18 protein-coding genes are annotated in these 19,037 nt (G+C 63.1%); 9 read left to right on the forward strand and 9 right to left on the reverse strand.

Going from position 1 to position 19,037, the window contains the following annotated elements; genetic code table 11:
- From ACS5Q8_RS07790 to ACS5Q8_RS07805, 4 genes are all read right to left on the reverse strand, one after another.
- Window positions 1-936 carry a LysR family transcriptional regulator gene (locus ACS5Q8_RS07790; protein ID WP_276196997.1) on the reverse strand — a complete coding sequence of 312 codons (936 nt, stop codon included), beginning with the start codon at window positions 934-936 and terminating at the stop codon, window positions 1-3.
- 137 nt (window positions 937-1,073) lie between these two features.
- Window positions 1,074-2,261 (reverse strand): cyanate transporter, encoded by a 1,188-nt coding sequence (locus tag ACS5Q8_RS07795; RefSeq protein WP_276196998.1) that lies wholly within the window; start codon window positions 2,259-2,261, stop codon window positions 1,074-1,076.
- Between the two features lie 174 nt (window positions 2,262-2,435).
- Entirely contained in the window at window positions 2,436-3,878 is a 1,443-nt protein-coding gene (locus ACS5Q8_RS07800) for an aldehyde dehydrogenase family protein (RefSeq protein ID WP_276196999.1), read from the reverse strand.
- A complete protein-coding gene (locus tag ACS5Q8_RS07805) occupies window positions 3,875-5,500 on the reverse strand; it encodes a 5-guanidino-2-oxopentanoate decarboxylase (RefSeq protein WP_465160030.1) in 1,626 nt (541 codons plus the stop codon). Before ACS5Q8_RS07805 ends, ACS5Q8_RS07800 begins: the two co-directional genes overlap by 4 nt.
- A 112-nt stretch (window positions 5,501-5,612) precedes the next feature.
- Between ACS5Q8_RS07805 and ACS5Q8_RS07810 the strand changes: the two genes are divergently transcribed.
- Window positions 5,613-6,485 carry a LysR substrate-binding domain-containing protein gene (locus ACS5Q8_RS07810; protein WP_465160032.1) on the forward strand — a complete coding sequence of 291 codons (873 nt, stop codon included), beginning with the start codon at window positions 5,613-5,615 and terminating at the stop codon, window positions 6,483-6,485.
- Window positions 6,486-6,546: 61 nt separating this feature from the next.
- On the opposite strand, the gene ACS5Q8_RS07815 is transcribed toward ACS5Q8_RS07810, so the two are convergent.
- Together ACS5Q8_RS07815 and ACS5Q8_RS07820 are read right to left on the reverse strand one after the other, a co-directional pair.
- Window positions 6,547-7,161, reverse strand: coding sequence for an NAD(P)-dependent oxidoreductase (locus ACS5Q8_RS07815; RefSeq protein WP_465160033.1), 615 nt, complete (start codon window positions 7,159-7,161; stop codon window positions 6,547-6,549).
- A 34-nt stretch (window positions 7,162-7,195) separates the two neighbouring features.
- On the reverse strand, window positions 7,196-8,062 hold the full coding sequence (locus ACS5Q8_RS07820; RefSeq protein ID WP_443694473.1) for an MBL fold metallo-hydrolase: 867 nt from the start codon (window positions 8,060-8,062) through the stop codon (window positions 7,196-7,198).
- A 105-nt stretch (window positions 8,063-8,167) separates the two neighbouring features.
- On the opposite strand from ACS5Q8_RS07820, the gene ACS5Q8_RS07825 reads away from it, so the two are divergent.
- Both ACS5Q8_RS07825 and ACS5Q8_RS07830 read left to right on the forward strand, forming a co-directional pair.
- On the forward strand, window positions 8,168-9,073 hold the full coding sequence (locus tag ACS5Q8_RS07825; RefSeq protein ID WP_276197004.1) for a LysR family transcriptional regulator: 906 nt from the start codon (window positions 8,168-8,170) through the stop codon (window positions 9,071-9,073).
- 99 nt (window positions 9,074-9,172) lie between these two features.
- The gene (locus ACS5Q8_RS07830) at window positions 9,173-9,349 is read left to right on the forward strand and encodes a hypothetical protein (protein WP_276197005.1); all 177 of its coding nucleotides are present in this window, start codon (window positions 9,173-9,175) and stop codon (window positions 9,347-9,349) included.
- 25 nt (window positions 9,350-9,374) lie between these two features.
- Here the strand turns inward: ACS5Q8_RS07830 and ACS5Q8_RS07835 are convergent, their stop codons facing one another.
- Window positions 9,375-10,262 carry a helix-turn-helix domain-containing protein gene (locus ACS5Q8_RS07835; RefSeq protein ID WP_443700059.1) on the reverse strand — a complete coding sequence of 296 codons (888 nt, stop codon included), beginning with the start codon at window positions 10,260-10,262 and terminating at the stop codon, window positions 9,375-9,377.
- A 189-nt stretch (window positions 10,263-10,451) separates the two neighbouring features.
- On the opposite strand from ACS5Q8_RS07835, the gene pobA reads away from it, so the two are divergent.
- Window positions 10,452-11,636 (forward strand): 4-hydroxybenzoate 3-monooxygenase, encoded by a 1,185-nt coding sequence (gene pobA / locus ACS5Q8_RS07840; protein WP_443700063.1) that lies wholly within the window; start codon window positions 10,452-10,454, stop codon window positions 11,634-11,636.
- A 65-nt stretch (window positions 11,637-11,701) separates the two neighbouring features.
- Window positions 11,702-13,219 (forward strand): MDR family MFS transporter, encoded by a 1,518-nt coding sequence (locus ACS5Q8_RS07845; protein ID WP_276197007.1) that lies wholly within the window; start codon window positions 11,702-11,704, stop codon window positions 13,217-13,219.
- Between the two features lie 44 nt (window positions 13,220-13,263).
- On the opposite strand, the gene ACS5Q8_RS07850 is transcribed toward ACS5Q8_RS07845, so the two are convergent.
- Window positions 13,264-14,103: a cache domain-containing protein gene (locus ACS5Q8_RS07850; RefSeq protein ID WP_465160034.1), complete on the reverse strand. Its 840-nt coding sequence runs from the start codon at window positions 14,101-14,103 to the stop codon at window positions 13,264-13,266.
- A 50-nt stretch (window positions 14,104-14,153) separates the two neighbouring features.
- Window positions 14,154-14,927, reverse strand: coding sequence for a transporter substrate-binding domain-containing protein (locus ACS5Q8_RS07855; RefSeq protein WP_426099504.1), 774 nt, complete (start codon window positions 14,925-14,927; stop codon window positions 14,154-14,156).
- A 410-nt stretch (window positions 14,928-15,337) separates the two neighbouring features.
- On the opposite strand from ACS5Q8_RS07855, the gene ACS5Q8_RS07860 reads away from it, so the two are divergent.
- The 4 genes from ACS5Q8_RS07860 (at window position 15,338) to ACS5Q8_RS07875 (ending at window position 18,961) form a co-directional block, all read left to right on the forward strand.
- Window positions 15,338-16,714: a glutamine synthetase family protein gene (locus tag ACS5Q8_RS07860; protein ID WP_426099503.1), complete on the forward strand. Its 1,377-nt coding sequence runs from the start codon at window positions 15,338-15,340 to the stop codon at window positions 16,712-16,714.
- 101 nt (window positions 16,715-16,815) lie between these two features.
- The gene (locus tag ACS5Q8_RS07865) at window positions 16,816-17,415 is read left to right on the forward strand and encodes a class I SAM-dependent methyltransferase (protein ID WP_276197010.1); all 600 of its coding nucleotides are present in this window, start codon (window positions 16,816-16,818) and stop codon (window positions 17,413-17,415) included.
- A gap of 122 nt (window positions 17,416-17,537) precedes the next feature.
- Window positions 17,538-18,671, forward strand: coding sequence for a ribonuclease D (rnd, locus tag ACS5Q8_RS07870; RefSeq protein WP_276197011.1), 1,134 nt, complete (start codon window positions 17,538-17,540; stop codon window positions 18,669-18,671).
- Complete coding sequence (locus tag ACS5Q8_RS07875; RefSeq protein WP_017848744.1) at window positions 18,668-18,961, forward strand: YcgL domain-containing protein; 294 nt, start codon at window positions 18,668-18,670, stop codon at window positions 18,959-18,961. Before rnd ends, ACS5Q8_RS07875 begins: the two co-directional genes overlap by 4 nt.
- Window positions 18,962-19,037: the final 76 nt, after the last annotated feature.

Raw genomic sequence — 19,037 nt, forward strand, 5'->3', positions numbered from 1 at the left:
TTAGAGTAATCCCTGCTCAGCGCAGACTTTCACGACTTGTTCCCTGAACCAGGTATTGGCGCTGTCCTGTTCACTGGTTTCGTTCCACTGCATGTCCAGGGTGAACCCCGGCAACCCGTTGGGCGCCTCGCAATGGCCGAACACTGCGGCGGGTGCCAGCAGTCTTTGCACACGGCGGGGCAGGGTAACGATGAAGTCGGTGCCGGCGATCATCTTCAACGCGGCGCTGTAGCTGTTGGCCCGGGCGACCACTTGGCGCTTGTGAGCCTGGCGCGCCAGCCAGCCGTCGATCATGTTGGTGTCGGAGGTCCACGGCGTGGGGAATACGTGGCGTCGCTCGACGAAAGACTGCAGGCTGAACGCCGCCTCACGGGGCGCTGCACGTTTGTCGAAGACACACACCAGGTCGTCTTCGAGCAGCATCTGGGTCTTGAAGTCTTTATGGGCGCGGTGAAAGTGCGGGCCAAAACACATCACCAGGTCAAGGCGGCCTTCGCGTAGGTCGTCGGCGGGGATCTCGGTTTCCAGCTTGCGCACATTGACGATCACCGGCAGGTCGGCGCGGTCGAAGTTCTTCAACAGGCGCGGCAGGATCAACTGCTCGAAATACTCCGGGGCGCACACGTTGAAGGTCACGGCTTTCTGGGTGGGATCAAAGGCCTGGCCACCGGCGTGGCACAGGTTGATGCTTTCGAGGATTTTCTGCACATGGCCGTACATGGTGCTGGCCTTGTACGTCGGACGCATACCCGCCCGCGTGTTGATAAACAGCTCATCCTCGAAGCTGGTGCGCAGCTTCTTCAAGCTGTAGCTCACGGTTGACTGGCTGACGAACAGCGTTTCTGACACCTCGGTAACGCTGCTCTGGTCGTAGACGGCGATAAACACCATCAAATCCTGCATATCGAGCTTTCTGAGCAAGTTACTGTTTAGCATCCATTCCATCCGGTAAGCCTTGGCACTGTGGCAGCGCGCGACAAGGGTAGAAGGTTAACGGAACGGGCGTGCCAATAGAAAGCTCTGTAGGGTGTTTCTATGTTTTGTGTGGGACAAAAAGTGTTTGCAATACGACGTCAGCGAATGTGGTCCGCGTAATGCTTCGGATCGAAGCGCGTGACGATCAGCAGCATCACCCCGATCACCGCCGTCAGCGACCACCATGCCCATTCGAAACTGCCCAATTGATCGCGGATCATCCCGGCGATCAACGGCGACAGGCCGGCAATCAGGTAGCCGATGCCTTGCACAAACGCCGTCAGGCCACCGGCGCGGCGCGGGTGGTCGAGGTGGTCGAGGGACAGGATCAAACTCATCGGGAACAGCCCGCCGATGCCCAGGCCGAGTAGGCAGGGCCACAGCAAACTCAGGTATTGGGGCGCCAGGATCAGCCCGCAGAAACCGAGGATGATCAGCACCAGCAATACCGCCACCACTGCGCGTTTATCCTGGCGACGGTTAGCGATGGCCGGGGTCACGAGGCCCGAGATGACTTCCATCGCGGTGAGGAAACCCAGGAGCAAACCGGCATGCTGTTCGCTCCAGCCTTGTTCGACGTAGTACGGCGCCAGCCACGCCAGGACGCAGGTGTAGGAGGCTGTACCGAGGCCAAAAAAGATCGCCAGCAACCAGGCGCGACCATTGCCGAAAAATCCTTCCTGCTTGTCAGAACCGGCCTGGGGCAGGGCGGGCAGCGCCGCACGCTGGGCGGACCAGAAAACCAGGGCGAGCAAGGCCAGCCCTGCCCAGATCGCCAGGCCGATGCGCCAACTGCCGGTCTGCACCTGCACGAACGGCGAGAACGACGCCGCCAGCGCCGCACCGCCCATGATCGCCGTGACGTACAAGCCCATGAACAATGAAACGTTAGCGCTGAAACGCGACTTGATCAGCGCCGGCATCACCGCCTGGATCATCGCGATGCCAACCCCCGCAGCGATCGCGCTGACGATCAATTCCAGCGCCGAATCGAGGAACAACCGCGACAGCGTCGCCGCGCCGATCACCAGCAGCGACACCGCGATGCTGCGATGTTCGCCGAAGCGCTTGGCCAGGCCCATGCCGAAAAACATCGCCAGGCCCATGGCCATGACCGGCAACATGGTCAGCAACGCCGCGCTGCTGAAACTCAACGGCACCTCGCCGCGAATCGACGCTAACAACGGCCCTACGGCCGCCATCGACGGGCGCAGGTTAAGCGCGACCAGCACGACGCTGATCATCAGCCAGACGGCGGTGGTGGATTTTACGTGAACGTTTGCCATGAGCCTGCCTTGAGTGAACAAGGGCGAATCAGGCCACGCACGGGGAGCGGGGGCAAATGAGAAAGTCGCAGGGGCTATCTAAAAAACGCAGTTAACTGAAATACCGCACATCAAAATGTGGGAGGGGGCAAGCCCCTTCCACATTGGGCCACATTCCATAGGGAGGCAGCGTCGTCAGTTAGACCGGATCACGTGCTTGATCTCCTGAAACGCCGCCAACCCCCACGGGCCCAGCTCGCGGCCGATGCTGCTCTGCTTGTAACCGCCCCACGCCGTTTGCGCGAAGATCAGCTGCGGCGCGTTGATCCACACCATGCCGGCCTGCAAGGCATTGGCCACGCGTTCGGCGGCTTCGCCGTTGCGGCTGACCACGCTGGCGACCAGGCCGAAATCGCTGTCGTTGGCCAGGGCGATGGCCTCGTCTTCCGTGGTAAAGCGTCGTACACACAGCACCGGGCCGAAGATTTCTTGCTGCCACAACGCGCTGTCCAGCGGCACGTCGGTGAACAGCGTGGGACGAATGAAATAGCCCTTCGCCAAGTGTGCCGGGCGCTCACCGCCGCACAGCAAGCGGGCGCCGTCCTGCACGCCGCGCTGGATATGCGCCAACACCCGTTGGTACTGCGCGTGGTTGATCAGCGCGCCCATTTCCACGTCTTCGGCAAACGGGTCAGCGACGCGAATCCCTTCAACCCGCGCGGTCAAACGCTGCAGGAATTCATCCGCGAGACTGTCCGCCACCAGCACGCGGCTGGTCGCCGAACACATCTGCCCAGCGTTGAAAAAGCCGCCACCACAGGCCAGCTCAAGCGCCAGGTCGAGGTCGGCATCTTCCAGCACCAGCAGCGAGGATTTGCCCCCCAGCTCCAGGCTCACGCCCTTGACGGTTTCGGCGGCGCGTTGCATCACCTGCACGCCCACCGCATTGCTGCCGGTGAAGGAAATCTTCGCCACGCGAGGCGCCGCTGCCAGTGGGGCGCCCACGGCCAGGCCGGTGCCGCAGACGAGGTTGAACACCCCCGCCGGGAAGCCGGCGCCGGCGATGATCCGCGCCAGTTGCAATTCCGCCAACGGTGTCACTTCCGACGGTTTGAGCACCACGCAACAGCCGGCGGCGAGGGCCGGGGCGAGTTTCCAGGCGGTGGTGACCATGGGGAAATTCCATGGCACGATCAGGCCCACCACGCCGCAGGGTTCGCGGCGCAGGCGGGCGCTGAAGGCGTCACTGGGCAGCGCCACCGCACGGTCTTGCTCGGCGTCCAGCGCCTCGGCGAGACCGGCGTAGTACTCGAAGGTGGCGATCACGTCGTCCACATCGATACCCGCTTCGAACAACGGTTTGCCGCTGTTGCGCGACTGCACGCGCATCAACGCCTCACGCTGTTCGCTCACACCCTGAGCCACTTTGCGCAGCAGGGCGCCGCGCTCACGCCCGGTGCTTTGCGACCAGCCGATAAACGCCGCGCTGGCCGCATCGACCGCCTCGGCCACGGCGCTCGCATCGCCGACGCTGACCTGGGCCAACGTCTCCTCGGTGGCCGGGTTGATCACCTCCAGCACGTCATGGCCCGCACGCCACGCACCATTGATATACAGACCGTTCATGACTGCGCTCATACCGCCACCTCCTGCATCCAACGTTGCTGGTCGATTTCAATCAGCGTCGGCCCCTGGCGATCAGCGGCGGCCCGCAAGGCAACGCGCAGCGAGTCCACGCCCTGGATGCGCTCGGCGGCGCAACCGAGGGCCGTGGCCACGCCGATAAAGTCCGGAGTGTAGATGTCGACGCCGACCGGTTCGATGGCCCGGTTGAGCATGTACTTCTTGATCTCCTCGTAGCCCTGGTTATTCCACAGCAGCACGATGATCGGCGTGCGTGCTTCCACGGCGCTGGCCAGTTCCGGCAGAGTGAATTGCAGCCCGCCGTCACCGATCAGGCACACCACCGGCTGGCCATCACCACGCCCCAACCAGGCGCCGATGGCCGCAGGCAGCGCGTAGCCCAAGGTTCCGTAGCCGGTGGAGGCGTTGAACCAGCGGCGCGGGTGGTCGAGGTTCAGGGTCAGGTTGCCGCTGTACACCGGCTGCGTGGAGTCGCCCACCAGCACCGCATTGGGCAGTTCCTCCAGCACGGTGTGAAGGAAGCGGGTTTGCGCACGGGTGGCGGTGTCCCAGGCCGGCGTCAAATCGGCCCATAGGCGGGCGACGCGTTGAGCACCCCAGGCGCTGTGGCGAGGCGCCAGCGGCAGGCGCTGGAGTTCAGCGAGCAAGGCCTCGGCGGCGATCTGTGCGTCGGCCACCAACGCCTGTTCGGGCGGGTAATTGCGCACGGTTTGGTCCGGGTCGATATCGATGCGCAGCAGCGCGCCGGGAATCTCGAAACCGCCGGCGAAGGTCACGTCGTAGTCGGTCTCCGCCAGCTCCGTGCCGATCGCCAGCACCACATCGGCCTCGGCGACCAGGGCGCGGGTGGCGAGCAGGGTCTGGGTCGAGCCGATCAGCAGCGGGTGGGCCGCGGGCAGCATACCTTTGGCGTTGATGGTCAGCGCCACGGGGGCGCCGAGGGTTTCTGCCAGGCGGGTCAACGCCGCAGCGGCCGCGATGGCACCGCCGCCGGCCAGGATCAACGGGCGTTTGGCGGCGGCGAGCCGTTGGCTCATTTGCTTGACCGCCGACGGTGCCGCCCCGGCACGCGCCACGCTGACGGGTGAAGTGCCGAGCAACGCATCGGCGTTTTCCACCAGCACATCCAGCGGGATTTCGATGTGTACCGGGCGCGGCCGCCCCGCCTGGAACAGCGCAAACGCCCGCGCCAGTACGCCGGGTAATTGCGCTGCCGACATCAAGGTGTGGGAGAACGCCGCCACGCCGGCGACCAGCGCGCTCTGGTTCGGCAGCTCATGCAACGTGCCGCGCCCGCCGCCCAACTGGCTGCGCGACTGCACGCTGGAGATCACCAGCATCGGGATCGAGTCGGCATAGGCCTGGCCCATGGCCGTGGTGATGTTGGTCATGCCGGGGCCGGTGATGATGAAACACACGCCGGGCTTGCCGCTGGTGCGTGCATAGCCATCGGCCATAAAGCCCGCGCCCTGTTCGTGGCGCGGGGTGACGTGGCGGATGTTCGAGCGCGCCAGGCCGCGATACAACTCCACGGTGTGTACTCCAGGGATACCAAACACCTGGTCCACGCCGTAGCGTTCCAGAAGGTTGACCAGTACTTCGCCGCAGGTCGCCATACATGTCGCTCTTATTGTTGAGGTTGGGCGGTATTGGACCGGCTGGCCGTAGCGGCAACAATCGATAAAAAGTCATACTTGCCATGTCCTCACGTCATGGCTGCTTGCCCCTATGAAACGCCTTCCGCCGCTGCCCGCGCTGCACACCTTCTGGGTCACCGCCCAGTGTTGTAACTTCACCCGCGCCGCCGAGCAGTTGCACATCACCCAGGGTGCGGTAAGCCGGCAGATCGCCGGGCTGGAAAGCTATTTGGGCTACGCGCTGTTCCTGCGTCAGGCGCGGGGCTTGAGCCTGACTGAAGAAGGCCGCGAGTGGTCGCTGCGGGTGCAGCAGGTGTTCGGCCTGCTCGGTGACGCGCTGGAGCAGATCGGCAGCCGCCGCGACACCCTGCAGCTCAAGGCCTCCACCTGCGTGATGCGCTGGCTGCTGCCGCGCTTGATGCAATGGCAACGCGAACGCCCGGATGTGCCGGTGGAGCTGACCACGACCGTGGCCTACACGGTGGACTTTCGTCGCGAGCAGTTCGATGCGGCGGTGATCTATGCGCCCAGCGCGGAACAATCGGCCGAGGCTCGGCATCTGTTCGATGAACAACTCACACCGGTATGCGCGCCGGCTTTACGCGACTGTCTGAGTACGCCTGCGGACCTGCAGCAACAGGTGCTGTTGCATCCCACGCGGGACGAGCGGGACTGGGCGTTGTGGCTGGAGGCGGCGAAGACGCGCTTGAGCAATGTGAGCCAGGGCCATCATTTCGAGACGCTGGATCTGGCCATGACCGTGGCGTCCCAGGGCTCAGGCGTGGCGATTGGCGACGGTGCGTTGATTGGCGAAGACGTGAAGGCGGGACGGTTGGTGACGCCGTTTGAATTGCGGGTGCCGACGGGGATGGGCTATTACCTGGTGTATCCGCCGGGGACAACCCCTTCGGCCGGGCTTGAAGCGCTGATGGATTGGTTGGTCAACCAGGCGCAACAGGCGTAGCGCTGAAGATCCACATGGGGGCGCCGGCAACGCAGCGCCCCCATATTTTGATCGCGTTGGCTCAGTAACCGACGGTGAAACGCTGGCGCGAGTGCTTGGGTGTTTCCACTTCATCGAGCATCGCGATGGCGAAGTCGGCGAAGCTGATCCAACTGCGGCCTTCGCTGCTCACCAGCAAATCATCCTGGCCCAGGCGGAACGTGCCGGTGCGCTCGGTTTCAACGAATTCGGCCGACGGCGACAGGAAGGTCCAATCCAGTTCCTGCTCCTGACGCAACGCATCGAGGAACGTCGCGCCGGCACTGGCTTCTGCCTTGTACGCTTGCGGGAAACCCTCGCTGTCGATCACCCGAGTGCCATCCGGCAGCAGCAGCGAGCCCGCGCTGCCTACCACCAGCAGGCGTTTCACCGCAGCTTTTTTCACCGGGCCGATCACCGCGCTGGCGGGCAGGGTGGCGAAGTGCGCCGCGCTGATCACCACATCGCTGCCGCTGATGGCCTGTTGCAAGGCCTCGGCATCCAGTGCATCGACCTGTTTGACGCTGACGCCAGGGCGCACGGCCAGTTTGTCGGTGTTACGCGCGATGGCGGTGACGCTATGCCCACGCCGCAGCGCCTCTTCCAGCAGTTGACTGCCCGCACGGCCAGTGGCCCCAATGATTGCGATCTTGCTCATGACGTTCTCCAGTACGGTTAAGGTGTGAAACGCTTCACCACTTCATTTCGCCCTTGGCGACTTTGGCGCTCAGTTCCAGCGAGCTTTCGTCGGCGAGGGTCGGGTAACGCTTTTGCATTGCCGCGATCAGGGCGGCGGAATCCTTGGCCTTGGCGGTTTCTTCGTCAAAGGCCTTGATGTAGTCGGCGGTAAAGGACACGGATTGCAGCGCCGGGCTGCCGAGGAAATGCCCCGGAACCACCGTGCGCGGCTTCAGCTCGGCGATGCGTTGCAGGGTGGCCAGCCAGTCTTTATGCGACTGCGCGCTCTGAGTATCGGCCATCCACAGGTGGATGTTGTCGGCGACCACCACGCCGCCGATGACGGCCTTGATCGATGGAACCCACACAAAGCTGCGATCCGGCTGCGGGCCGTCCAGGCCGATCACTTCCAGGTGTTGCCCTTCAAGCGTCAGGCGGTGGCCGGCGAGCACCTGCGGCACGATGGTTTTGCCCGGCTTGTCGGCGCCCATTTTCGGGCCCCAGAACGCCAGTTTGCCGGCGACGGTAGCGTTGATATGGTCGACCACCGCTTGCGGGGCCAGCACCTTGGCATCGGGGAATGCAGCGGTCAGGGTGTCGAGGCCGAAGTAGTAGTCCGGGTCGCCGTGGCTGATGTAGATGGTGGTCAGGTGTTTGCCGCTCGCGCGGATCTTCTGCACCAGTTGTTCGGCCTGGCTTTTACCGAACTGCGCGTCGACCAGGATCGCGTCTTTCGCGCCGCTGACCAGCACCGAACTGACCGGAAAGATCGCGGCTTCGCCGGGGTTATACACGTCGAGGGTCAGCTCGGTGGCGGCGGCCTGGGCGGCGAAGGCCAGGGCGGCGGTCGCCAGGGTCAGGCGCTTGAGGGTGGAAAACATCGGGCAGCTCCGGCAATCGGTAAGGGATGCACAGAGCTTAGTTGCACCAAACACAACAAAAAATGCGATGCTGGGACATAGTTTGTTTCTAAAATCGGGCAGATCATGGATCGTCTTCAAGCAATGCGCGTGTTTGTGACGGTGGTGGATTTGGGCAGCCAGTCCGCCGCCGCCGACCATCTGGACCTGTCGCGCCCGGTGGTCTCGCGCTACCTGGCCGAGCTGGAAGACTGGGTCGGCGCGCGCTTGCTGCATCGCACCACGCGCAAGCTGAGCCTCACGGCCGCCGGCGGGGAAACCCTGCCACGTTGCCGGCAATTGCTGGAATTGTGCGGTGACATGCAGGCCGCCGTTCGCGAGCCGGATGACGCGCCCCGTGGCCTGTTGCGCCTGAGTGTCAGCACCTCGTTCGGCCTGGCGCAGCTGGCCGAGGCCATCGCTGAGTACGTCAAGCGCTACCCCTTGGTGACGGTCGACCTGCAGATGCTCGATCGCACGGTCAACCTGGTGGATGAGCGCATCGATCTGGCGATCCGCACCAGCAATGACCTGGACCCCAACCTGATCGCACGGCGCCTGACCGTCTGTCGCTCGGTGGTGTGCGCGACCCCGGCCTACCTGCTTGAGCATCCGACGCCGCAAAAGGTCGAAGACCTGGCGCTGCACAACTGCCTGACCCACTCGTACTTCGGCAAAAGCCTGTGGCATTTCGAGGAAGGCGGCGAGCACGTTTCGGTGCCGGTCCACGGCAATATCACCGCCAACGAAGCCAGCACGCTGTTACGCCTGACGCTGGCCGGTGCCGGGGTGGCGATGTTGCCCAGTTATCAGGCCGGGGAGCACATCCGTCGTGGCGAACTGGTGCGCCTGCTGCCCGCAGCCGAGCCGCGGCAGATGAACATCTACGCGGTGTACGCGTCGCGCAAACACATGCCGTCGGCGCTGCGCAGCCTGCTGGATTTCCTGGTGCAGAGGTTTCCGGAAACGCCGGCGTGGGATAGGGGCCTCTGACCCGACATACAGATGTTGAATGTCGTCCAATAATGGCAACTCGCCCTGACTGACCTATGCTTTAAACAGCGTCAAATAGATCCTTCAGAGGTCTGTGCCATGACCGTCAAAACCAGAAAGTACCTGATGATCTTCATCCTCTGCGCCTTAGCCAGCGCGCTGTACGGCACTGCCGCCTATCGCGTGGAGCAGACCCGGATGCAGCCGAGCTTTGCGATCAGTTGCAATCAGGACCAATGCATTCCGCACACCGGCAGTTTCAGCGCGTTGCGCTAATGGCCTAAAGAGGACGATCCCACCTTTAACCCTGGGGTGTGTCGGCCTTGAGTTGCTCGCGAAACGCCTTGGGCGAAAACCCGACCCGTCGGCGGAACAGCCGCGAGAAATTGGTCGGGTCGGAAAAGCCCAGTACCTCGGACATTTCATTGATGGTCATGCTCGTGTAGGTCAGCAGTCGCTTGGCTTCGAGCAATTGGCGGTCATGCATGATCTGTAGCGCAGGTTGCCCGCCCAATTCCCGGCACGTGCCGTTCAGGTGTGAGACCGAGATGCCCAGCTTGTGGGCTAGGTCTTCAATCTTCGGGTGTTCGCGATAATGCTGCTCGACCAATTGGGTAAAGCGCCGGAAATATTCTTGCCCGCGCGGTGCTCGTGGGTGACGGCGCTGGATCGCCTGGCGGCTGATCCACACCAGCAGTACGCTGACCAGGGCGTGCATCATCATGTCCCGGGCCGGCTGTTCATCGGCGTATTCGTCCTGCAGGCGGGAGAACAGGCTGTGGAGGTAGTCACGGTCCTTGCCTGCCGGGTAAGTGCCGAGCGCCTGCAGGCCGTCCACCGTCGCGCCCAGTTGCGCTTGCAGATGGCTGACCAGCGGGGCCGCCAGGGTCAGCACGTAGCCTTCGACCTCTTCAGCAAACCGAAACCCATGCACGCACAGCGGCGGCAGCACCTGCAAGGTCGCTTCGTTGAGGGTGGTGCGCTGGCCTTCGATCTCCAGTTGCGCCTGGCCTTTGTGGACGTACAGCAACTGGCACAGATCCGCGTGCCGGTGGGGCTGGATTTCCCACTGATAGTCCCGGCTGCGTCGGGAAATCGTTTCGCAGTGCAACAAATCCGGCGTCGGCCATTGCTGGTTTTCCCCATACAACTTGAACACCGGAATCGCGGAACTGGCAGGTTTAGTCATAGTTTCAATCCGATACTCAGGCAAGTGGTTCGGTAATCGCCCCGATTGGCAAAAAGCGCAGGCTTTGGCGCAGTTTTCACCTTCTTATAGCGGCCACTCAAGTGAAAAATGTCAGCAACACGACCAATGACAACTCTTTCACCTGATCCGTTCGGGTGAAACTTGCGGACCACAAAAATAATGAAAACACTGAAAACTCAAGTCGCCATTATCGGCGCCGGTCCCTCGGGACTTCTGCTCGGCCAACTGCTGCATCAGGCCGGTATCCAGACCCTGATTCTAGAGCGCCAAAGCGCCGATTACGTGCTGGGTCGCATCCGTGCCGGCGTGTTGGAGCAAGGCATGGTCGACCTGCTGCGCGAGGCCGGCGTCAGCCAGCGCATGGACGCGGAGGGCCTGGTCCACGATGGCTTCGAACTGGCGCTCAATGGCCAATTGACCCACATCGACCTCAAGGCGCTCACCGGCGGTCAATCGGTGATGGTCTACGGCCAGACCGAAGTGACCCGCGACCTGATGGACGCGCGCGCCGCCGCAGGTGCCATCACCTTGTATAACGCCCGTGAGGTGCAACCCCACGGGCTCAAAACTGATCAGCCCTGGTTGACGTTCGAACATGAAGGCGAAACCTTTCGCCTGGAGTGTGACTACGTGGCCGGTTGCGACGGTTTTCACGGTGTCGCCCGTCAAGCGATCCCGGCCGAATCGCTGAAGGTCTTCGAACGGGTGTACCCCTTCGGCTGGCTGGGTATCCTGGCCGACACGCCGCCGGTCCATGAAGAACTGGTGTACGCCAAGCATGCGCGTGGGTTTGCCTTGTGCAGCATGCGTTCGCCGACACGCAGCCGTTACTACCTGCAAGTACCCGTTGAGGAATCGGTCGACGCGTGGTCGGACCAGCGTTTCTGGGATGAACTGAAAGTGCGCCTGCCGAGCCACCTGGCCGAACAGTTGGTGACCGGGCCGTCGATCGAAAAAAGCATCGCGCCGCTGCGCAGCTTCGTGGTCGAGCCGATGCAGTACGGGCGTTTGTTCCTGCTGGGGGATGCGGCGCACATCGTGCCACCCACCGGGGCCAAGGGCTTGAACCTGGCGGCGAGTGACGTGAGCACGCTGTTTCGGATCTTGCTCAAGGTCTACCGCGAGGGGCGTGTGGAGTTGCTGGAGAAATACTCGGAGATCTGCCTGCGGCGGGTGTGGAAGGCCGAACGGTTTTCCTGGTGGATGACGTCGATGCTGCATCAATTTCCCGAGGCGGACGGGTTCAGCCAGCGCATTGCCGAGAGCGAACTGGCGTACTTCATCCACTCCCACGCCGGTCGCACGACCATCGCCGAAAATTACGTCGGGCTTCCTTACGAAGCTATCGAATAGCCTGCTATCGTATCGAGCATCCCCGCAGGTCGCCTTTTCCTGCGGGCCTTGCTCGAAGGTTTACCGTGACTCAACTCAATCAACCCACCCCAGCCGTGCCCGCCGTGCGCAGCATCCTCGTCTCGTTGATGATGGCGATCTTCCTCGGTGCCTTGGACCAGACCATTGTCGCGGTGTCCATGCCGGCCATTTCCGCGCAGTTCCACGACGTCAACCTACTGGCATGGGTGATCTCCGGCTACATGGTGGCGATGACAGTGGCGGTGCCGATCTACGGCAAACTCGGCGACCTGTACGGGCGGCGGCCGATGATGCTGATCGGCATGGGCCTGTTCACCCTGGCGTCGCTGTTCTGTGGCATGGCACAGAGCATGGAGCAACTGGTGCTGGCGCGGGTGCTCCAGGGCATCGGCGCCGGCGGGATGATTTCGGTGAGCCAGGCGATCATCGGCGACATCATCCCGCCCCGCGAGCGCGGCCGTTACCAGGGCTATTTCAGCAGCATGTACGCAGTGGCCAGCGTGGCCGGGCCGGTGCTGGGCGGTTATATGACCGAGTACCTGTCCTGGCGCTGGGTGTTTTTGATCAACCTGCCCTTGGGCGCCGGTGCTTGGTACGTGGCCCATCGCTCCCTCGTCGGGCTGCCGTTACCGCAACGCAAGCCGATCATCGATTACCTCGGTACTGTGCTGATGATCATCGGCTTGAGCGCCTTGTTGCTGGGCATCACCGAGATCGGCCAGGGCCATTCTTGGCGCGATGACTCGGTGCTAGCGTTGCTGGCCTGCGCGCTGGTGGCGCTGAGCATATTTGTCTGGCATGAGCGGCGTGCGCGGGAACCGTTGCTGCCGATGCACCTGTTCGCCAACCGCAGCGCGGTGTTGTGCTGGTGTACGATGTTTTTCACCAGTTTTCAGGCGATTTCCCTGACGGTGCTGATGCCCCTGCGCTTTCAGACGGTAACCGGTTCCGGTGCCGACAGCGCCGCGCTGCACCTGCTGCCGCTGGCGATGGGCTTGCCGATGGGCGCCTACTTTGCCGGGCGCATGACCTCGGTGACCGGGCGCTATAAACCGCTGATCCTCAGCGGCGCCGTGTTGAGCCCCTTGGCGATTCTCGGCATGGCCTACAGTGCGCCGCAGGCGTTGGGGCTGACGGCAATGTTCATGTTGCTGTGCGGCATCGCTGCCGGCATGCAGTTCCCGACCTCGCTGGTGGGCACACAGAATTCGGTGGGCCAGCACGATATCGGCGTCGCCACCAGCACCACCAACCTGTTCCGCTCCCTGGGCGGGGCAGTCGGGGTGGCGTGCATGTCGGCGTTGTTGCTGGCGCTGTTGCAGGACTCCAGCTTTGCCCACCTGGCCAGCGGTGCGCTGGTGGCCGAGGGCGGCTCCGGCAACGTCCTGCTCGACGGCCTGAACGCCGCCCCGGGCCCGGCGCAGGACGCCCTGCGCGGGGAACTGGCGGTGACGTTCCGGCATTTGCTGATGGTGAGTGCGGCGGTGTCGTTGCTGGGGTTGGCGGCGGCGATTGCGATGCCTAATCGCGTGCTGCGCGGTCGGGAAGACAGCGCCGAGTAGCTGGCTTGATCAAGCGCCCATGCTTGATCGCCTGCCACTTTGGATCAGGGGCTGTAGTACCCGACCGCCACCATGAAATGCCCGACTTTGCGCAAATACGCATGCTTGTGCTCGACCTTGCCGGTCACCGGGTTTTTCCAGCGGTACTTGTACTCACCCTGGTCTTGCTCCGTCATCAGCTTGAGAATCGGTTCGCCCACCGGCTTGCCGTCCGGGTCCTTGATCGTGCTGAAGTCGGTGTTGACCAGTCGCAGGTTGGTGCCATGGGCGACATAGCGCTGGGTATCGAGGTTCACCACAAACACGTAGAGATCATCCTGCAGGAAACCGCCCTGCAATGAGTTGATCGCCTTCAGCGTGCCCGCTTGATCCTTGACCAGCGCCTTGACAGCCTGGTCGCGCAGTGCCCGCGCCTGTTCCGGCGTGGCCCGTGGCAGGTAATAGCCCACCGCCAGGATGCGCTCGCCCACGCGCTGATAAAACACATGCTTGTGCTCGGTCTTGCCGTCGTTCCAGTTCTGCCAGCGGTAGTCGGCCTGCTGGATGCCCTGGCCTTCCGGCACCTTAAGCGCGTCCTTGAACGACTGGCGCAAATCCGGCCCCAGCACTTCGGAAATATCGCGGCCGATCAACGCGGAGGAGGGCCCGCCGCTGGCCAGCAACACGCCCTGGGTGTCGACCACGAACACATAGCGGTCATGGTCGATAAACTCGCCCTGGCGGCTGAAGGCGGCGAAGGCCTTGTCGCCATTGCTCTGGTAGTAGGCCAAGGCTTTCCCCAGCAGGGCCTTGGCCGCCTGGGCGTCCTCCTCCGGCAAGGTAGCGGCGTGGACCTGGCTGAAACCCAACAGCAGCAGCCAGGTGAATCGGAGCAGTCCCTTCATTGTCCGTGCCTCGTTCTTATAGGTGTGAGCACAGCGTAGACGGCTGCGGCTCAGGGCGCTGCCAGCCATTGATTGACGATGCCGTCGTACACCCCGGTGGCCACGCTCAGGTGCAACCACTGGTCGACATAGCTTTTCCAGGCCACATCGTCGCGGGGCAGCAGGAAGGCTTTTTCGCTGTACTGCATCTGCCGCTGCGGGTTGACCGCGCACAGCCCCGGCTTGAGCTTCTGCTGGAAGCGCGCCTCGCTGGCGTCGGTGATCATCACATCAGCCTTGCCCGCCAGCAGTTCGTCGAAGATGCTCACGTTGTCGTGCAGGCGTATCTGCGCCTGGCCCAGGTGTGCCCGGGCGAACACTTCGTTGGTGCCGCCCGCCGGTTCGATCACCCGCACCTGCGGCTGGTTGATCTGCTCGACGGTCTGGTAACGCTGTACATCGGCGCAGCGCACCAGCGGGATCTTGCCGTCGACCCCGAGGGACTGGCTGAAGAAGGCTTTTTTCTGGCGTTCCAACGACACCGAAATACCGCCCACGGCGATGTCGCAGCGTTGCGCGAGGAAGTCCGGCATCAGGGTTTTCCAGGTGGTGGGCACCCAGGCGATCGTTGCATTGAGGCTCTTGGCCAGGGACTCGGCCATGGCGATATCGATGCCCTCGTAGTGGCCATCGGCACGCAGGGAGGTGTAAGGCTTGTAGTCGCCGGTGGTGCAGACGGTGAGCGTGCCGCTGTCGAGGACGGTGTCCAGGCGCGAGGGGGCAGTGTCCGCCAGGGCAGGCGTCGCTAGACTCGCCAATACACACAGGGCTAAGGGAGCTTTCATGCAGTCGAGTCCTTGGGCATGATCGGGCGGCCATTATTTCCAGCAAGATGGCAGGGTGGCAAGGACGGCGAATGTTTAGCCAACGTGTAACCAAACTCCAGCAACCCTGAATTGACCCACCTGACCCAGCATGTGACGCTGCCGGGCAACTCCACCACTGTGATTCGCCCATGGACGGTTGCCCCGACACTTACCCCGAGACACTGCCTGGCGTCGTCGCGCCGAGCGGTCCGGCGGATGTCGAGGCGTTACCCTCTGCGCTGGCTTTCTGGGCCCTGTTCCACTGTCGACATGCGCGCCCACCAGATACCTCTCTCCTACGTTGATCTATCCGATGGATGACGCGCACCTGCGCGCATCCGCCCGGCGGCGCCTGTGTGCCTGCCTGACGCAAACGTATGAGAATTGCCATGAGTGTTTTTGCCAGCCTGCACGAAGCCCACTCCTTCCTTGAGCAGAACCCGGACATCGAGATGTTCGAGCTGTTTATCCTCGACAACAATGGCGTGCCGCGCGGCAAGTTGCTGCATCGCGACGAACTGCTGGCGGTGTATGAAAGTGGTCGCCCGCTGCCCAGCACGATCCTTGGCCTGACGATCCACGGCGATGACGTGGAAAACTCCGGGCTGGTGTGGGAGGTGGGCGATATCGACTGCCGTGCCTACCCGATCAGCGGCAGTTTGCAGCGCATGCCATGGCGGTTGATTCCGACGGCAGCGGTGCAAGTCAGCATGCACCCCACCGAAGGCTTGCCCGCCACCGTGGCCGACCCCCGGCATGTGCTGGCCAAGGTGATCGAGGGGCTCAAGGCCGACGGTTACTACCCGGTGATGGCGGCGGAACTGGAGTTCTACCTGCTCGACCAGAAACCCGACAGCAACGGCCGCCCGCAACCGGCACGCGACATTGACGGCGGCCGCCCGCGTGCGACCCAGGTCTATGGTCTGCGCGAACTGGAGCAGATCGAGCCGTTTCTCGCCGACCTTTACAGCGCCTGCAAACTGCAAGGCATCCCGGCCCGCACGGCGATTTCCGAATACGCCCCGGGCCAGGTCGAAATCACCTTGGAACACCGCGCCGATGCGCTGCAAGCGATGGATGAAGCGGTGCGTTACAAGCGCCTGGTCAAAGGCGTGGCGCACAAACACGGGATGACAGCGTGCTTCATGGCCAAGCCGTTCGACGACCTGGCCGGCACCGGCATGCACATGCACGTCAGTCTCGCGGATGCCGAGGGCAATAACCTGTTCGCCAGCGAGGCCGCCGACGGCACGCCGTTGCTGCGCCAGGCGGTGGGCGGCATGCTCAGCACCTTGCTCGATTCGCTGCTGATGTTCTGCCCCAACGCCAACTCCTATCGCCGCTTCCAGACCAACAGCTACGCGCCGCTGGCCGCCACCTGGGGCGTCGATAACCGCACCGTCTGCCTGCGCGTGCCGGGTGGTCCGGCGCAGTCGCGGCATATCGAACACCGCCTCTGCGGTGCCGACGCCAACCCCTATCTGGCGGCGGCGGCGATCCTCGCCGGTATCCACCGCGGCATCCGCGAACAACGCGACCCCGGCGCCCCGGTGGAAGGCAACGGCTACGCCCAGGCCAACGCCAACGCGTTACTGCCCACCGACTGGCTCACCACCCTGCGCGCATTGGAAGATTCCAGCTGGGCACGGGAGGCGTTCGGCAGTGAGTTCCTCGGGGTGTACCTGGCGGTGAAACGTGCTGAATATCGGCAGTTCATGGGTGAGGTGGGGGAGCAGGATTGGCGCTGGTATCTGCACTGCGCGTGAGTGGAATGGCAGGGGTGGCGTTTTCGACCTTTTTTTCACGTTGCAGTGGGTAAGCTGCGAATCAAGGTCGTTCACTACCGTTCCACTCATATGAGTCCGTGATGTCGTCACCACCACTTTCTTCCATCGAGATTGAATACGCCGAGCGCTGTGACCGCGAGCACGCCAGGATCTGCGGCGATACGCACCCGCCTGGGTTGCGTCGGCGTCTGGCGGCGTGGCGTCACGGGCGGCTGGTGCGCAATGCCCTCAAGGTCGCCGGCGAGCCCGGTTTGGTCCTCGACCTGGCCTGCGGCTCGGGGCGGTTCTGGCCGGTGTTGGCCGAACACGTCAACCGGGTGATCCTCGCCTCGGATAACTCCCAGGACATGCTCGACCACGCCCGCACCCACCACCCGACGTCGCTGCTCAAACGGGTCAAGACCTTTCAAGGTTCGGCGTTTTCCATTGGCCTGTCGGCGAATGCGGTGGATTGCATTTTCTGTCTGGAATTGTTTCGCCATGTACCCAGCAGCGAAGCGCGCCAGGCGCTGCTGCAGGAGTTTCATCGGGTCAGCCGCGACACGGTGATCGTGTCGGTCGCCTCTCATACGCCGGTGGAGGACGAGTTCCGGCGGGCGGGCTTCGAGGTCCTGAATTACCAGGAGTTCATCCCCGGCTCCAGTGTGTGGCGTGTCTACATTCTGCGTAAGACGGGATAACTCCCCTCGATCGGACTATTCTTCGCTCGCTGTCGGAGTTTTCATGATTGCGTGTGCACTGCGGATGCTCGCAAGTCCCTTCCGCGATATATACTGCGCGCCATTCTTCAAGGGAGAGCCGTGTGGCCATCGATATTCACTGGATCTGCGACAACGATAGCCTCGGCCAGCATTGCGCCGAATGGCAGCAGTTGCCATTCGTCGCCCTCGACACCGAATTCATGCGGGTCGACACCTTTTATCCCATTGCCGGGCTGATCCAGATCGGTGATGGCGTGCGCGCTTACCTGATCGACCCTCTGACCATCGACAACTGGCAACCGTTGGCCGCTTTGCTGGAAAACCCGGCCGTGATCAAAGTGGTCCACGCCTGTAGCGAAGACTTGGAAGTATTGCTGCGCCTGACCGGCAGCCTGCCGGTGCCGTTGTTTGACACCCAACTGGCTGCGGCTTACCTGAACCTCGGGTTCTCCATGGGCTATTCGCGCCTGGTGCAAGCCGTGCTCGATATCGACTTGCCCAAGGGTGAAACCCGCTCCGACTGGCTGCAGCGCCCGTTGTCCGAGACCCAGGTGAGCTACGCCGCCGAAGACGCGGTCCACCTGGCCGAGGTCTTCATTCGCCTGCGCCCGCGGCTGTCGGACGACAAATACGCCTGGGTCCTGGACGACGGTGCCGAACTGGTGGCCAACCTGCGCCGCGAAGTCGACCCTTACGAGGTGTACCGCGACGCCAAGCTGGCGTGGAAACTGTCCCGTGCCCAACTCGCCGTGCTGCGTGAACTGTGCGCCTGGCGCGAGCAGCAAGCGCGTGCCCGCGACCTGCCGCGTAACCGCATCATTCGTGAACACTCGCTGTGGCCCCTGGCCAAATCCCAGCCGGATAACCTCGCCGCCCTGGGCAAAATCGAAGACATGCACCCGCGCACCGTGCGTCAGGATGGCCAGTTTCTGCTGGACCTGATCAAGCGCGTCGGCAGCGTGTCCATGGACCAATGGCCGCCCGCCGTGGCTGAACCGCTGCCGGTGGATGCCGCTGCGCTGATCAAGCAACTGCGCGCCTTGGGCCAGGCTGAAGCCGAACGCCTGGACATGGCGCCGGAACTGATGCTGCGCAAGAAAACCCTCGAAGCCCTGGTCAAAAGTGGCTACCCCGATGGGCCTTATAAACTGCCAAACTCGCTGCGTGGCTGGCGCCGCGAGTTGATGGGCCAGGCGCTGCTCGACAGCCTGGCCACTGCCGGAGAACAGCCTTGAAACGTATTTGCTCCATCTATCGCAGCTTGAAACGCAACGAAATGTACCTCTACGTGCTGAAAAGCGATGCCCTGGAGCGCGTGCCGGAACCCTTGATGGAAGCCTTCGGCAAAGCCCATCACGCGTTCGACATGGTGTTGACGCCCGAGCGCAAGCTGTCGCGCGAGGACATCGCGGTGGTCCTGGAAAACCTCGAAAAGCAGGGCTACCACCTGCAAATGCCACCGGCCGAAGACGAGTACATCGAACACTTGCCCGAAGAGTTGCTGCGACGCAACGACCCGATGTGATCGCTCAGTGCCCTGTCCTGGGCGCATTTTTCCATGGAATCGTATTAATGGACGGTGGCCGTAAGGATGCGGGCGG

The sequence above is a fragment of the Pseudomonas sp. PAMC25584 genome (genome assembly GCF_058135675.1).

Coding starts and splice junctions, on each gene's coding strand:
- ACS5Q8_RS07790 (WP_276196997.1), bottom strand. CDS start 936: ATGCTAAACAGTAACTTGCTCAGAAAGCTCGATATGCAGGATTTGATG.
- ACS5Q8_RS07795 (WP_276196998.1), bottom strand. CDS start 2,261: ATGGCAAACGTTCACGTAAAATCCACCACCGCCGTCTGGCTGATGATC.
- ACS5Q8_RS07800 (WP_276196999.1), bottom strand. CDS start 3,878: ATGAGCGCAGTCATGAACGGTCTGTATATCAATGGTGCGTGGCGTGCG.
- ACS5Q8_RS07805 (WP_465160030.1), bottom strand. CDS start 5,500: ATGGCGACCTGCGGCGAAGTACTGGTCAACCTTCTGGAACGCTACGGC.
- ACS5Q8_RS07810 (WP_465160032.1), top strand. CDS start 5,613: ATGAAACGCCTTCCGCCGCTGCCCGCGCTGCACACCTTCTGGGTCACC.
- ACS5Q8_RS07815 (WP_465160033.1), bottom strand. CDS start 7,161: ATGAGCAAGATCGCAATCATTGGGGCCACTGGCCGTGCGGGCAGTCAA.
- ACS5Q8_RS07820 (WP_443694473.1), bottom strand. CDS start 8,062: ATGTTTTCCACCCTCAAGCGCCTGACCCTGGCGACCGCCGCCCTGGCC.
- ACS5Q8_RS07825 (WP_276197004.1), top strand. CDS start 8,168: ATGGATCGTCTTCAAGCAATGCGCGTGTTTGTGACGGTGGTGGATTTG.
- ACS5Q8_RS07830 (WP_276197005.1), top strand. CDS start 9,173: ATGACCGTCAAAACCAGAAAGTACCTGATGATCTTCATCCTCTGCGCC.
- ACS5Q8_RS07835 (WP_443700059.1), bottom strand. CDS start 10,262: ATGACTAAACCTGCCAGTTCCGCGATTCCGGTGTTCAAGTTGTATGGG.
- ACS5Q8_RS07850 (WP_465160034.1), bottom strand. CDS start 14,103: ATGAAGGGACTGCTCCGATTCACCTGGCTGCTGCTGTTGGGTTTCAGC.
- ACS5Q8_RS07855 (WP_426099504.1), bottom strand. CDS start 14,927: ATGAAAGCTCCCTTAGCCCTGTGTGTATTGGCGAGTCTAGCGACGCCT.
- ACS5Q8_RS07860 (WP_426099503.1), top strand. CDS start 15,338: ATGAGTGTTTTTGCCAGCCTGCACGAAGCCCACTCCTTCCTTGAGCAG.
- ACS5Q8_RS07865 (WP_276197010.1), top strand. CDS start 16,816: ATGTCGTCACCACCACTTTCTTCCATCGAGATTGAATACGCCGAGCGC.